This is a genomic window from Mesorhizobium sp. M2A.F.Ca.ET.046.03.2.1 (assembly GCF_003952425.1).
In the GTDB taxonomy this organism is placed as follows: Bacteria; Pseudomonadota; Alphaproteobacteria; order Rhizobiales; family Rhizobiaceae; genus Mesorhizobium.
Genome location: NZ_CP034449.1, coordinates 7,174,027 through 7,186,485, shown reverse-complemented (window position 1 = coordinate 7,186,485; position 12,459 = coordinate 7,174,027). Strand labels below are relative to the sequence as shown.

The 12,459-nt window shown below is 61.1% G+C and carries 20 protein-coding genes; 12 read left to right on the top strand and 8 right to left on the bottom strand.

The window, feature by feature from the left end:
• Nucleotides 1-5: 5 nt before the first annotated feature.
• Together EJ072_RS34655 and EJ072_RS34650 are read right to left on the bottom strand one after the other, a co-directional pair.
• Complete coding sequence (locus EJ072_RS34655; RefSeq protein ID WP_189343167.1) at nucleotides 6-317, bottom strand: response regulator; 312 nt, start codon at nucleotides 315-317, stop codon at nucleotides 6-8.
• An 11-nt stretch (nucleotides 318-328) separates the two neighbouring features.
• Nucleotides 329-1,372 carry an HWE histidine kinase domain-containing protein gene (locus EJ072_RS34650; protein ID WP_348526170.1) on the bottom strand — a complete coding sequence of 348 codons (1,044 nt, stop codon included), beginning with the start codon at nucleotides 1,370-1,372 and terminating at the stop codon, nucleotides 329-331.
• 383 nt (nucleotides 1,373-1,755) lie between these two features.
• Here EJ072_RS34650 and EJ072_RS34645 point away from each other — a divergent pair, with 383 nt between their 5' ends.
• Nucleotides 1,756-2,766 carry a YihY/virulence factor BrkB family protein gene (locus tag EJ072_RS34645; protein ID WP_126083258.1) on the top strand — a complete coding sequence of 337 codons (1,011 nt, stop codon included), beginning with the start codon at nucleotides 1,756-1,758 and terminating at the stop codon, nucleotides 2,764-2,766.
• A gap of 49 nt (nucleotides 2,767-2,815) precedes the next feature.
• Here EJ072_RS34645 and EJ072_RS34640 read toward each other — a convergent pair whose 3' ends face one another.
• Together EJ072_RS34640 and EJ072_RS34635 are read right to left on the bottom strand one after the other, a co-directional pair.
• The gene (locus tag EJ072_RS34640; RefSeq protein ID WP_126083257.1) at nucleotides 2,816-3,025 is read right to left on the bottom strand and encodes a hypothetical protein; all 210 of its coding nucleotides are present in this window, start codon (nucleotides 3,023-3,025) and stop codon (nucleotides 2,816-2,818) included.
• Nucleotides 3,026-3,139: 114 nt separating this feature from the next.
• A complete protein-coding gene (locus EJ072_RS34635) occupies nucleotides 3,140-3,652 on the bottom strand; it encodes a ferritin-like domain-containing protein (protein WP_126083256.1) in 513 nt (170 codons plus the stop codon).
• A 246-nt stretch (nucleotides 3,653-3,898) separates the two neighbouring features.
• Between EJ072_RS34635 and EJ072_RS34630 the strand changes: the two genes are divergently transcribed.
• Nucleotides 3,899-4,213, top strand: coding sequence for a hypothetical protein (locus EJ072_RS34630; protein WP_245467396.1), 315 nt, complete (start codon nucleotides 3,899-3,901; stop codon nucleotides 4,211-4,213).
• An 88-nt stretch (nucleotides 4,214-4,301) separates the two neighbouring features.
• On the opposite strand, the gene EJ072_RS34625 is transcribed toward EJ072_RS34630, so the two are convergent.
• Nucleotides 4,302-4,511: a hypothetical protein gene (locus EJ072_RS34625; RefSeq protein ID WP_126083255.1), complete on the bottom strand. Its 210-nt coding sequence runs from the start codon at nucleotides 4,509-4,511 to the stop codon at nucleotides 4,302-4,304.
• 88 nt (nucleotides 4,512-4,599) lie between these two features.
• On the opposite strand from EJ072_RS34625, the gene EJ072_RS34620 reads away from it, so the two are divergent.
• The gene (locus EJ072_RS34620; RefSeq protein WP_126083254.1) at nucleotides 4,600-5,001 is read left to right on the top strand and encodes a hypothetical protein; all 402 of its coding nucleotides are present in this window, start codon (nucleotides 4,600-4,602) and stop codon (nucleotides 4,999-5,001) included.
• Between the two features lie 745 nt (nucleotides 5,002-5,746).
• A complete protein-coding gene (locus EJ072_RS34615; protein WP_126083253.1) occupies nucleotides 5,747-5,989 on the top strand; it encodes a hypothetical protein in 243 nt (80 codons plus the stop codon).
• Nucleotides 5,990-6,048: 59 nt separating this feature from the next.
• On the opposite strand, the gene EJ072_RS34610 is transcribed toward EJ072_RS34615, so the two are convergent.
• Together EJ072_RS34610 and EJ072_RS34605 are read right to left on the bottom strand one after the other, a co-directional pair.
• Nucleotides 6,049-6,228 (bottom strand): hypothetical protein, encoded by a 180-nt coding sequence (locus tag EJ072_RS34610; protein ID WP_126083252.1) that lies wholly within the window; start codon nucleotides 6,226-6,228, stop codon nucleotides 6,049-6,051.
• Between the two features lie 540 nt (nucleotides 6,229-6,768).
• Nucleotides 6,769-6,972 (bottom strand): CsbD family protein, encoded by a 204-nt coding sequence (locus EJ072_RS34605; protein WP_042640013.1) that lies wholly within the window; start codon nucleotides 6,970-6,972, stop codon nucleotides 6,769-6,771.
• A gap of 239 nt (nucleotides 6,973-7,211) precedes the next feature.
• On the opposite strand from EJ072_RS34605, the gene EJ072_RS34600 reads away from it, so the two are divergent.
• From EJ072_RS34600 to EJ072_RS34590, 3 genes are all read left to right on the top strand, one after another.
• Complete coding sequence (locus tag EJ072_RS34600; protein ID WP_126083251.1) at nucleotides 7,212-7,625, top strand: HD domain-containing protein; 414 nt, start codon at nucleotides 7,212-7,214, stop codon at nucleotides 7,623-7,625.
• A 465-nt stretch (nucleotides 7,626-8,090) separates the two neighbouring features.
• Nucleotides 8,091-8,300, top strand: coding sequence for a cold-shock protein (locus EJ072_RS34595; RefSeq protein ID WP_126083849.1), 210 nt, complete (start codon nucleotides 8,091-8,093; stop codon nucleotides 8,298-8,300).
• 106 nt (nucleotides 8,301-8,406) lie between these two features.
• Nucleotides 8,407-8,628 (top strand): hypothetical protein, encoded by a 222-nt coding sequence (locus tag EJ072_RS34590; protein ID WP_245463268.1) that lies wholly within the window; start codon nucleotides 8,407-8,409, stop codon nucleotides 8,626-8,628.
• Between the two features lie 378 nt (nucleotides 8,629-9,006).
• On the opposite strand, the gene EJ072_RS34585 is transcribed toward EJ072_RS34590, so the two are convergent.
• Nucleotides 9,007-9,345 (bottom strand): hypothetical protein, encoded by a 339-nt coding sequence (locus EJ072_RS34585; RefSeq protein WP_126083249.1) that lies wholly within the window; start codon nucleotides 9,343-9,345, stop codon nucleotides 9,007-9,009.
• 268 nt (nucleotides 9,346-9,613) lie between these two features.
• On the opposite strand from EJ072_RS34585, the gene EJ072_RS34580 reads away from it, so the two are divergent.
• The 5 genes from EJ072_RS34580 (at nucleotide 9,614) to EJ072_RS34560 (ending at nucleotide 12,410) form a co-directional block, all read left to right on the top strand.
• Entirely contained in the window at nucleotides 9,614-9,859 is a 246-nt protein-coding gene (locus EJ072_RS34580; protein ID WP_126083248.1) for a hypothetical protein, read from the top strand.
• A 51-nt stretch (nucleotides 9,860-9,910) separates the two neighbouring features.
• Complete coding sequence (locus EJ072_RS34575; protein ID WP_245467110.1) at nucleotides 9,911-10,990, top strand: PAS domain S-box protein; 1,080 nt, start codon at nucleotides 9,911-9,913, stop codon at nucleotides 10,988-10,990.
• A gap of 191 nt (nucleotides 10,991-11,181) precedes the next feature.
• Nucleotides 11,182-11,535: an SPW repeat protein gene (locus EJ072_RS34570; RefSeq protein WP_126083247.1), complete on the top strand. Its 354-nt coding sequence runs from the start codon at nucleotides 11,182-11,184 to the stop codon at nucleotides 11,533-11,535.
• 145 nt (nucleotides 11,536-11,680) lie between these two features.
• Nucleotides 11,681-11,860, top strand: coding sequence for a hypothetical protein (locus EJ072_RS34565; protein ID WP_126083246.1), 180 nt, complete (start codon nucleotides 11,681-11,683; stop codon nucleotides 11,858-11,860).
• A gap of 295 nt (nucleotides 11,861-12,155) precedes the next feature.
• The gene (locus EJ072_RS34560; protein ID WP_126083245.1) at nucleotides 12,156-12,410 is read left to right on the top strand and encodes a hypothetical protein; all 255 of its coding nucleotides are present in this window, start codon (nucleotides 12,156-12,158) and stop codon (nucleotides 12,408-12,410) included.
• Nucleotides 12,411-12,459 lie beyond the last annotated feature (49 nt).

Here is a 12,459-nt window from a genome sequence, read left to right as displayed (position 1 = left end):
CGGGATCAGGGCGGCGAGAGCTTCGGCAGAACCTCCAGGAGGCTCCACTCCGATGTCGGTTTGCCTACATTGGGTACCCCCACCAGGACGGCCCCGCCGAAGAGTTCCGGCTTGTCATAAGCGCTCGCCACCGCGAATGGCACACCGCGGCCGCGCAAGGCCTCGGCTACCGGCGTGACGAGATGGTCGCCTAAATTCACGTCGAGCAAGGCCACCGTCGGCAGTTCGTCTTCCAGCAGGCGGAGCGCGTGCGCGACTCTGGCGACCGGTCCCAGGACCCGCCATCCCAGGCGCTCGAGCATGACTTTAAGATCCATCGCGAATGAATTCATCTTCGACGATCAGGATGGTCTTTTGCACCGGCCATCAATCTGGGCGAGCGGCCCTTTCGAGTGGGACGACTATCTCTGCTTCGAAACCTTCGGTTCGATAATTCTGTTCCACCTTGCCACCGAGATTGTAGGCGATTGCGAATTGAATGAGCTGGGTTCCGTACCCTGTCGAGGTGGGCTTGCGTACAGGCGGGCCCCCGCTCTCGCGCCAGGACAGGCGCAGCAATGGATGATCGCCCTGCTCGACCTCCCATCGAATTCGAACCGTCCCAGCCCGAGCTGACAACGCCGTACTTGACGGCGTTGGTTGCCAGTTCGTGCAGCAGAAGGCTTAGCGACGTTATCTCCTTCGAAGCCAACGTCACTGACGGGCCGGGCTCGATGATGATCGTCTCCGGAGCGGTCTTGAAGGGTTTCGTCGCGCGCGCCACCAAGGCTTCGAGACCATCTTCACCATGATCGCTGAATGCCAGGTCATTTGCATCCACAACGGCCTGCAGCCGGCCGAGGAACGCGCTACGATATTCCTCTGCCGAAACGCCTTCCGTCTTCGTTTGGTTGGCCAGCGCCCGCACGAGCCCGAGCAGGTTCTTGAGCCGGTGGCGCAATTCTCCAAAGACCGCTTCGAACTCCGCTTCTTTCCGGCTTCTGTCCGTAATGTCGACGATCGACAGCAACATGAGGTGGCTGACATTGTCCGGATTGAACACGGTGCGCGCTGTAAGAAGCATGACTTTTCTCCCGATATGCGGGAACTCATGCGTCACCTTGTAATCGATCACCGCCGAGCTTTTCGGGATCACCTCTGCAAGGAGATGACGCAGCTCGGGGATATCCCATTGACCGTTGCCGAGGTCGTACAGGTGCTGTCCGATCGTGTCGTAACGCTCGACCCCGAATGTTCTGAAGAAGGCGCGGTTGGCGCTCTGGACTGTCAGGGCGGAGTCCAGCACCAGCATGGGATCGGGAACAGTGTCGACAATGCCTTGGGCCTGCACGTGACCTGTCCGCAGAATCCGGTAGAGGTCTTCCAAATCCATTGCCGAAATACCCGTTAACCCGACAGCCTATAAGCCTGCCGCAGATCATACAACCGCGCTTCTCCAAAGCGAAGATCGCGCGAAGCGGCTTTATGGCATCGGCGCCGGGGTCCGTACTCCTCGGCCTCCGGCCTTCGGGTGTTCCCGGAACCATCACGCCGGCGCCGGGTTGTGATTGGCGGGCCGCGTCAGCCGGACCTGGTGGCAAAGAGAACAGGGCTGGTTTCTCCGGCTTCTCGCTCTGGCCAACGAAAAGGCAGTCGAGCTCTTGTCCCACCCGGCCCGCTCAAGGGAGGTCTTGTCAGCAATGGCAGGAAATATGCAGTCCGACAAAGCCGGCACCGAACCGCGCCCGGTCCGTGTCCGAGACAGGTGAGGGGGCGATGCCGCGCTGGGTCGACGAAGGCTGGATCATACTGAAGGAAAGCGTCAGCGGCTACATTAATGACAATGCGCTGAGCCATGGCGCGGCGATGGCTTTCTACGCCACCACGTCGCTAGCGCCGATCCTGTTGATCGTCGTCGCGATCGCCGGTTTCGTCATCGGCAACGATGCCGCCCAGCTGGCGCTGACGGCCGAGATATCGGGCGTGATGGGGCCACAGAGCGCCGACCTCCTGAAGGCCACGCTGGAGACCGCTTCGCATGGCTGGTCGAGCGCGCTTGCCACGCTGATCGGAGTGGTGACGCTTTTGGTCACGGCGTCGGGCGTCTTCGGCGAGATGCAGCAGTCGCTCAACGAAATCTGGAAGGTGAGGCCCAACGGGGCGTCGCTGTCGCGCCTTGTAAGGGCCAGGGCGGCGAGCCTCGGCCTCGTGGCTGCGCTCGGCTTCCTGCTCCTGGTCTCGCTCGCGGCCAGCACGGCGATCGCGGCGCTGGGCGAGATCATCAACCGGAGCCTGCCTTTCGGAGAACTGATCGTCAGCGCCATCAACACGATCGTTTCCTTCGCGCTGATCGCGTTCCTCTTCGCCGCGATCTACAAGGTCCTGCCCGACAGGGAGCTCACCTGGCGCGATGTCGGCGTCGGCGCGCTGGTCACTGCGCTGCTCTTCACCATCGGCAAGTCGCTCATCGGCTGGTACATCGGCACCAGCGCCATCGCCACCTCCTATGGCGCGGCCGGAGCCCTGATGGTGGTGCTGGTCTGGGTCTACTATTCGGCGCAGATCTTCCTCTTCGGCGCCGAAATCACCCGCGCCTATTCGCTGCGCCGCGGCAGCCGGCCGGACCTCGCGCCAGCGGTGGCCGCCGATCCGCCGGCAGCCGCCACCGCCCCGCCGCCGGCGCGCGGCGCCTCGGGCATCGAAGTCGCCGTATGGATTGTCATCGCCTGCCTGATCACCGCGCTGATGTCGCAAACCGGCGCCAACAGGCCGAACCGCCCGCGATAAAACCGAGTGTCCAGCAAATGCGGCCCCGCCCTGGAAAAAGGCGTATCCCTTACCGGTCGTTCAAGCGCTTCTCGATCTGGTAGGACAGCCAGCGGCAGCACATGCCGGCGATCGATGTCGCGGCGCCGCCGAGCAGGCAGGCAACCAGCAGCGGGCTTTGCGATGCGCTCGACCAGCTCACGATGGCGAGCAATATCACGCTGACCGTCGAGATCAGATAACCTATGCCCTTCAGCAGGTGGAGCGACGCTTTTGTCATCGCCAGAGTTTCCGCCTATGGCAACTCCCGGCCGGCGCTGAAGTTCCATGGTGAGTTCGGGAAGGCAGGCCTGCACGCTTGCCTTCCCGTAGGGCTGCGCAGCTTGCTCTAAACTCAGGCTGCCTCTGCCGCGACGTTGACCGCGGACTCGGCGAGCTTGGTGAGCGCGACGTCCGTTTCCTTCTCTTCGTTCAGCGTCTGGTCGAGCAAGGTGACGGCCTCGGTTAGGCCGAGTTCCTGCGCCCAGGTCCTGAGCGTGCCGTAGCGCGAAATCTCATAATGCTCGACGGCCTGGGCCGCGGCCAGCAGGCCTGCGTCGAGCGAGGGCGAGCCCTTGTACTCTTCCATGATCTCGGCGCCTTCCTCGGTGATGCCCATGATCGCCTGGCAGGTCTTGCCCACCGGCTTCTTGTCGATCACCTCGAACACTTCCTCAAGACGCGCGACATGTTCTTGGGTCTGGTCGCGGTGCTTTTCGAAAGCGGCCTTTAGCGCCTCGTCCTGCGCTGCCTTGGCCATCTTGGGCAGCGTTGCCAGGATCTTCTTCTCGGCGAAATAGATGTCCTTCAGCGTATCGTGGAAAAGTTCGTTGAGGCCCTTGTTCGAGGCCGCTTTCGTTGTCGGCATGTCTGCATCTCCTGAGTGGGTGGATAACCAACCCCAACACAGTTTTTTCGAACTTGTTCCCAACAGAATTTTCCAGTGAAAGCGCCCGGGAAACTCTCATTTGTTGTTGACCGCCGCCCGAACAAACGAGCCGACCGAAGCGGGCAGGCCGACCGTCCTCGGGGCGGCAATTCGCGCGGCTGCATTCTTTGATTCCGCCTGGAACTTTTTGCCAGCACAAGCGCTGTTGAAAAGCAGTTGTTTCCAATGAACGCAGGGAGAAGAAAAATGAATACCAAGATTCTTTGCATGAGCGCACTCGCGCTTTCGCTCGCAACCAGCGCGGCGATGGCCAGCAGCGCCAAAGGCACATCGGCCTTGGATGACCCGCAAAAGATGGCGCCTTTCTTCACCGATGCGGGGATGAAGACGATGAGATCCGGCGATGAGTTCAAGAAGGCATGGCTGGCCATGACCGAGGAAGACCGCACCTCGATCAAGAAAGATTGCGGCGACGAAACCATCGCCAAGCAGCATGACAATTTCTGCAAGATGACCAAGGAACTCGGCGGCGCAAACTGAGGCCTGTCGACAGACAAGGAACGGCGGCTCTTTCGGCCGCCGTTTTTGTTGTTCGTGGCGCCGGCCAACACGGCTCACCGGCTGCCGACTACAGGCTGGACCTTTCCATCATGGTAACCACGAGCTGCCGGCTCTCGACAAAGAGCTCGTATAATTGCTCGAGGTTTTCGAGGTGTCGGTGAGCCAATGCCGCGCCGTCGCCATCAGGGCGCATGTCGTTGACCTTTGCGCGCTGCAGCGTTGCAAGATCGGCGATCCTGAGGATGTTCTGGTCCACCATATCCAGCCGTTCGGACACTCGCGAATTTGTCATCTTCAGCAATCAGCAGCCTTTGGACCGTCGCTCTGGTGCCGTCGTCCGTCTCCGTTTGAAGGCGGTCCACGAAGTGCTTGATGTTCTCCCTGGCGATAAAGCGGTCCATCAGGCTCGCCCTCCGAGCTTTGAAATCATATCCCCGTGGCAGATAGGAGTCGAGGCGCGCCATGACGACCAGGCCCCTCCGGAAATTGATGAAGATCAAAGCCGGCGCACGATCGCGGGCGCACAATACTGTGTTGCGATACGATCCTCACCCTCGCGTTGGGACCAGATGGTTAGCCCCGAAACCGAGCTTCAGATGCTCAATCGTCATATCCGCACGGGAGCGCGTCATATCTCCCGCCAGCGAGAGATTATCGATCGCCTCATCGAGCTGGGCGCGCCAGCCGAGCAGGCATTGGAACTGCTCGATTTATTCCGAGTCACGCAGGCGCTGCACATTGCCCACCGGGAGCGGCTTCTCGATTAAGTGACGCCCGCCAGCGTCACCGGATGCCGAGGAATCCAAGGATGGCAAGGACGATGACGATTGCTCCTACGAGCCAGATGATGTTGTTCATGTCTTCTCTCTCAATCCTTGATGAGGCGCTGCCTGTGCAGCTTTCGCCTTCGACCAACGGGAGCAAGTGGCTTCCGTTCCCGGTGTGGGCCCACGGTCCCGCGCGGTCCGGACCGAAGTCTTAACGGCGTCTCTCCTGGTTGCCCGAACTTGGCCTCTCAGCGGTTGTCATCTCCTTTGTGATTTCGACCGTTCCTTCGCCCGAGCCTTTCAAGCAGGGCTCGAAGGCGCTCGGGAAGCTGACGGTCACCCGAAAAAGTGGCCACGCGCGCAGGTGCCGTCGCAAAACCTCGCTGGAAAACTGCCGTCTCAGCAACCTGGCGAGAGCTTCGTTGTGACGTCGATCCTGGGCCATTTCACGCAGTCCTGATCACTGCGAAACCGGAAGCGACTGGACTTGTTCCGCTGCGCAATCGTGATTTGTCATCGCAGCGGCGGTCGCCCGTGAGCGGGTTGTGGCGCGATGAGCTCAATTGAACTCAGAGAGCATCGCTTCCTGAAGGAACATAAGCGCCGCTCGCCGGTTTGGTCCGCGGCGGCATCCCCCCAGCCCGCCGCCATCGGGGTTCCAATCCTCCCGATAGAAGCCCGCCCGCTCCCCTCCGGGCGGGCTTCTCCATTTTGAGAGATTGGCTTCAGCACAGGAGAGACAGTCATGGCAGGCAAGACAACGCACGACCAGCAGCAACGCATCATCGAGGAGCGCGTCAACACCAAGAACGCCGGAAAGGATTTCAACGCCAGGGAAGAGCTGAAGCGGCCGAGCCAGGAGCGGGCCACCCGCGAGAAAGGAAGCGGGTTGAAAGCTGGCGAGCGCGATCTGATCGATCCTGACGACAGGCAGATGCTGCGCGGCGAGAATCAGGAGTCTCCGCACCGGAAACGACGCGGCGATTGATGGGCGTCGGCCGGAAAAGCGCGGCGGGTAAAAACCGCCCACATTTTCCTGGAATTGCCCTAAAGATTAGGGGGTTCGTCGGAAGGCGGTTCCGAGACAATCGGCAGTTTCGAGCGCACCAGACGCTCGGTGCGGCGCAGCAATTCCCGGGAGCGCTTGATCGCGTCTTTGCTGCCCTGGACGAGTTGATCCTGGAAGGGTTCGCGTGCCCGGGGCAACGCAGTTCTGGCTTGGCGCATAGCGCTCTCCCGTTTTCAGACGGGAGCGCGTTCGTCGTCTCTCAGCCGCTAATGGTGTCCATTGGGGGTTACCAGCGATCTGGACAATCTAGGGCTCGTTCGATCTCAGTCAAGTTGCCCGTCATCGGCAATGCCCGGTTTGATTGGTTCCGAATCGCTGCCAACTGCTGGGCGAGGGCCCTGGATTGCTCCACATGCGCCCAAGCCAGTTCCCGCATGCGGCTGTTTTCGGAGCGCAGGGCCTTTGCCCGTGCGATGACCAGAGAATTTGCGTCGAAAATATCCATGGCGACAACAAATGCGGATCGCGAATGAAGGTTCCAGCCCGGACAACGGCAAAGTCGAATTTCAGCCCCGGCCGCCGCATGGCGGGATGCGCCTGGCGCCTCGGCCAAGGTGGACAACGCAATCGGCGCCCAAGTGGGCAGGGCGGTTTCAGCGGCGCCGGCGAGATAGAGCGGCCGCCTCGCCCAATCCTGAACGGCTCAGCAAAAAGGGCGCTGCCGCGCGGCAGCGCCCTTTGCTTCGGGCAGTCGGCTGTCACCAGCCTTGGCGGCCGTACCAGTCATCGATGTCGCGGCGCACGCGATCCTTCTCGATGCCGTAGCGTTCCTGGATCTTGCCTTCGAGCTGGTCGCGCTTTCCGGCGATGCGATCGAGATCGTCGTCGGTGAGCTTGCCCCACTGTTCCTTGACCTTGCCCTTCACCTGCTTCCAATTGCCTTCGACGCGGTTCCAATCCATTTGCCGTACCTCCTGTTGGACATGCAGGGCTAACGGCAGCGCGGTCGCGAAGTTCCTGCATACCAGTCTTTTTCTCCGGGCGGGAACATTCGCCAGGCGCCGCTGTTCTGGAAGGCAGGATGGCGCGCAGCCCCGCTCCCCCCGCGAGAGGCGCGCCACCGACCGGGTTCAGCCCGAGCAAGCCCGCCTCGGCCGTCCCTCGCCGGGGCGGGCTCTGTTGTGACGAGATTGGAAGGATCATGCTTCACGAGGCAGCAAAGATCGCCGAGCAGGCTCATCGAGGCCAGAAGGACAAGACCGGTCGGCCCTATATCGAACATCTGAGGCGCGTTGCCGATGCCGTCGAGACGTTGGACGAAAAGACCGTCGCCTACCTGCACGACATTGTCGAGAAAGGCGACGGCTGGACCTTTGAGAGGCTGCAGGGCGCTGGTTTCGGCCTGCCGGTGGTGGCCGCGGTCGATGCGCTGACGCGGCGCATGGACGAGAGCGAGGAAGGTTTTCTCTACCGCGCCGCCTCGAACGGGCTGGCATTGCCGGTGAAGATAGCCGATCTGCGCGACAATCTCTGGCAGGCCCACCAGGCGGGCGTCGCGCCCGAGAAGTACGAAACCGGCCTTGCCATCCTCGACCATCTGGATTCCAGGGGCTGAACCCGGCTTAATCCCGGGGTGAGGAAGCGATCAGCTTGGCCTCGCGGACAAGAGAACTCCAGTGCAGGCCGATAAGGCGGACGAGATCGCGTGCCTATGCCTCGCTGATGCCCGTCTCCCGCACCAGTCGCTTCACCACGTCGCGAGAGGGTGGATTGTTGTCCCTTTTGGCCATTGCTGCCCCATTCAGGAACCGCGCTCGTCGAATCAGGACCAACGCTCTGTCGGATCGACCGCTCCGGCGGGAACTGCTTTGGTTTGGACGGACCGCGGCTTGAAGTATTATGCCCGGGGCCCTTGCCGCTGAGGAAATTAATAGCTATATAGGATAAATCGATCTTGCTGAAAGAACGTTGTTTTCGCGCAAAATGCGCCCCTGCGATCTTCCCTCTCAATTTCGAAGAATTCGTCGCTTGGCGGTTGCCGGGCGGGTACAATTTTGCGTCGATTTGTAAGGAGATCGCAATGACTACTGGAACGGTGAAGTTTTTCAATTCTACCAAGGGTTTCGGCTTTATCGAGCAGGGCGGCGGTCAGCCGGACGTGTTCGTTCACATCTCGGCCGTCGAGCGCGCAGGGCTGCGTTCCCTCGTCGAAGGCCAGAAGGTCAGCTTCGACGTCGTGAAGGATGCCCGCAGCGGCAAAAGCGCGGCCGAGAATCTGCAAGCCTCCTGATCACAGCGCCTCGCGGTCGTTGACCACGGATGTACTGGCATAGGCCGCGGAGGCGCGTTGGAGAAGGTCGGGCTTTGCCCGGCCTTTTTTGATTAAGGAGATGACAATGAAGTCGCTACCGGATACCGGCCTGTTCAAGCCGGTCCCATCCCGCACGGAAGCCAAGACCGACACGACCTCTCGTGTCGCTCGGCAGATTCAGGACCTGGAAGCCAAGGAAAGGGCGGCCAAGACCGAGCGCTTGCGCGCGGCCAGGCTGGCGCAGGAAGCCGAAGCGCCAGTGGCGCTGCCAAGGAAAGCCGCTCCGAAGCGCCCGAAGAAGGGCTAGTTCCTCAACACAGTGATGTTGAACATTGCAGGCTTCGAGGGCAAGGCTATCAAGGTCCGCTGGGTAGTCAGCGCAAACGCTGGCGATGAGCTGGACGCTTCTGAACCTCGTCATTCTATGGCGGAGCAAGGAGCGAAGCGACGCGCGCAGACCCTGGAATCCATTCCGTTACCTGGACCGAAGTGTGCAACGGTGCAGAATTTGTGGACCGCCGCGGCGCTTCCAAGTCACGGCATGGATCCTCGGGTCTGCGCGCGTCGCTTCGCTCCTTGCTCCGCCCGTGGATGACGATCGCGACAGGCGTCTCGGCCAATCGCCAAGGCGGTGGCATCCGTTCCGAGGGGCGCGGTCGATTGGGGTCGTCCAGACGCGACGCGCCTAGCACCGTTTCATATGCAGCACGTCGATGCTGATCTCACCGCCGGACATGCGCCCATCCAGCACCTTTTCGAGGTCGTTGCGATTGTCGGGCTTAAGGACCTCCGGCAGGTCGAGCGCCGTCAGGGCCTCGTCGTCGAACTCGATCGGCGCCCCGTAGAGCTGTGATACCTCCATCACCAGGCTTTCGATGTCCTCGCGGGCGATGTTCTCGGCCAGATGATCCAGCCTGATTTCTTCGGAAATTCGGATGATGTTGACGATACCCTTGGTCCACAAGGCCTGTTGCACCTTGTGGTGGGCGTCGTCGCGCAAGCGGATTGAAAATCGTCGGAACATGGACTGCCTCCTTCCCTGGAGGTTATCCCTCGATTTCCACCATGCGCCAGACGGTCACGGAATGCAAGCAAAAAATTCAAAAAGCTATAAGAAAATCAATAAGTTAGCATAGAACAACAAATGTGGTTTCGGCCCATCGTTGGTATCGTTAGCCTGTGCCGTCTTTCACAGCTTGGTCATTCTTGACGTCCTATGCCACAAACCCTACTTCTACTCACAATGAGGCATTTACTCATTCGCAGCGTTTTTGTCTGTGATGGAGGCAGGCATGGCTGAGCTGGAACGGCCGCAAAGGTTGCAGATCATGCTGACCGAAGAGGAACTGGCGGCGCTGGAGAACTGGCGTTTCGAAAAGCGCATGCCGAGCCGTTCGGCCGCGGTCCGCGAACTTTTGCGTCGAGGGCTGGCGTCGGATGGGTTCCTCACGGCGAATGCGGGCGTGAAATCGCAGGATTTCGGCGTGATATCTGCGGACAGGCCGGCCGGCGATAGCCCCGGCGACAGCAAGCCGTAAGCGGATGCGATCCAGCGGATATGTTGCCTTGATTGCGGGCGGCCCTATTTGATGCGCATGACCGGTACAGGGGGGATCTTTCGTCCGAACGCCAATGCCGATGCTCGCCTCGCGGCGATCGTCGACTCTTCCTATGACGCCATCATCGGCAAGGACCTCAACAGCGTCATCACCGATTGGAACTACGCGGCCGAGCGCATGTTCGGCTACAGCGCGGAGGAGGTGATCGGCAAGTCGATTCTGATCTTGATCCCCGATCACATGCACAGCGAGGAAACCGAGATCATCGGCCGTATCCGCCGGGGCGAGGGCGTAGGCAGCCTTGAGACGACGCGCAAGCGCAAGGACGGCTCGTTGATCGCCGTGTCGATCACCGTCTCTCCCATCAGGAACAACGCAGGCGAGATCGTCGGCGCCTCGCAGATCGCCCGCGACATCACGTCCGCCAAGGAAAGCGAGCGCCGCATCCGGCTGCTGATGCGCGAGGTCAATCACCGCGTGAAGAACCAGTTCGCGGTGATCCTGTCGATGGTCAGGGAAACCAGCAAGCGCTCGACCGATCCGGCTGAGTTCGAGCAGATGATCCGCGCGCGCATCATGGCGCTGTCGCGCTCGCACGACCTTCTGGTGACCTCGGAATGGGCCGGCGCCAGCCTGTTCGACCTAGTTCAGGAGCATCTGAAGCCCTTCGGCCATGAGGAACGCATCTCGCTGTCCGGGCCGCTGCTGACGCTGCAGTCGAATGCGGTGCAGAATCTCGGCATGGCCTTCCATGAGCTCGGCACCAACTCCTCCAAATATGGCGCCCTTGCCGTCGACGGGGGCCATGTGGAAATCACCTGGAAGGTCGAGATGGGTCCGGACGCGCGGCGGCGGTTTCATCTTCTGTGGCAGGAGACGTCCGGCGCGGCAGGAATTGGGGTCGCTGAGAGGAATGGCAAGGAGAAGGGGGTCGCCGAACGAAAAGGGTTCGGCACGGTGGTGCTGCAGCGGGTGGCTCCGCAGTCGCTGAGCGGTTCTTCCAGCCTCGAACGCTCGGACGGCAGTTTGAAATGGGCGCTCGACGCGCCGCTCGAGGCAATCATCGTTCCGCAGCTCGGCGCCGATACCGACGGCGACATCGCCGTTTGAGCGTCGGATCGATCGCGGCGGCCGGCGCCAGCGTGATTTGCACCTTGCCGTCTGGCGGATGAGATCGGTCTGGGCGGGCCGCGGCCGCTCAGGCCCTCCTTGCAGCGCTGCAAAAGCGTAATTATATCAATCGTGAGCGTGCAATGTCCACGCGGATACAGTTGCTTTGGTCAAGCTCCATGGAGGTTGTCATGGCAATGATGGAAACAAGAAAGAGCCTGGACTGGATTACTCTGGTCCTCGCGATCTGCCTCTTCATCTCACCCTGGGTTATCGGATTCACCGCGGCGATGGTGCCCGCGTGGAACGCCTGGATCGTCGGCGTTCTGCTCGGCGCGCTGGCGCTGGCGTCGCTTTCGGTGTTCGCCGAGTGGGAAGAATGGGTCAGCGCGGTCCTCGGGCTCTGGCTGATCGTGTCGCCCTGGCTCCTGGGCTTTGCGGCTGACACGAATGTCATGACCACGCATGTCGTCCTCGGCGTGCTGGTGGTCGTGGCATCGGCCTGGGCCGTCTGGGACTTCCGTCATCCTCACGCGCATGCGTGAGCGGTGATCGGTCGGGAGCCCGCCGCGCGAGCGGCGAGCTCCTCGAATTTTGATCTTCTCGGGCATGGGGTAAGGCGGCGGTGTTGCGGCTTCACGCAATTGCTGCAACCGGAAACCTTTTCGTGCATTCTTGGGAATGGTCTCGATGCTCCACCCCGATATCCCCGCCAAATGCTGCTCCTATTGCGGCGGCCGCGACCATGATTTCGAAGAATGCCCGAAGCGCAAGGCCGACGCCGAGAAGGAAGAGGCGGCGCGGGTGGCCAGCTCCAAGCCTCCGCTCGCCAGCGGGCGCTATGGCAGCCCCCCGCCCCAACGTAAGTGACCGGCGCCCGTTGCCTGTTGGGGTGGATTTCCCGGCGCCGGCCCGGCGAATCGAAGTTCGCCGCACCATCAAAGTGAGCTGTCTGGGCGGGCTCCGCGACCGCAAATTCTGCCAGTGCACAGGCTTATTTTAGCGTTGCTGCATCTTTTTTAAGTGACGTTCAGGGCCGCTGGCCAGATCGGCGGGCGGTCTTTAGTGAAGGGTTATCGGTCGCCATCGACGATCGCCGAACCTTGTTAGCAAGCCGGCTCTCAAATTTTAATGCGGCTGCTATCCCTTCGTCTCACAATGGCACATGTCGAATTACAGGTTCGAGGTCATCCGAAACGGGCAGTGCCTGGGTGATGCCTGGGTCGATCTCGGCAGTTTGAGCGAGATGCGACGAGAAGCGCTCAAGGCTCTGCACGACATCGCCGTCGACGAAATGGCTTCAAGCGACTTGGATGAAACGGTGACCGTGGCCGTCCATGATGAAGTCGGCAGGCCTGTCTATTCTGCTACGCTTAGCGTCTCCCAGACGCTGCCAGCGATCCACCACGTCGGTCGCTAGCCAGCGCCGGGTTGCTTATTTTAGTTGGGACTAACAAAAGTTATCGCCA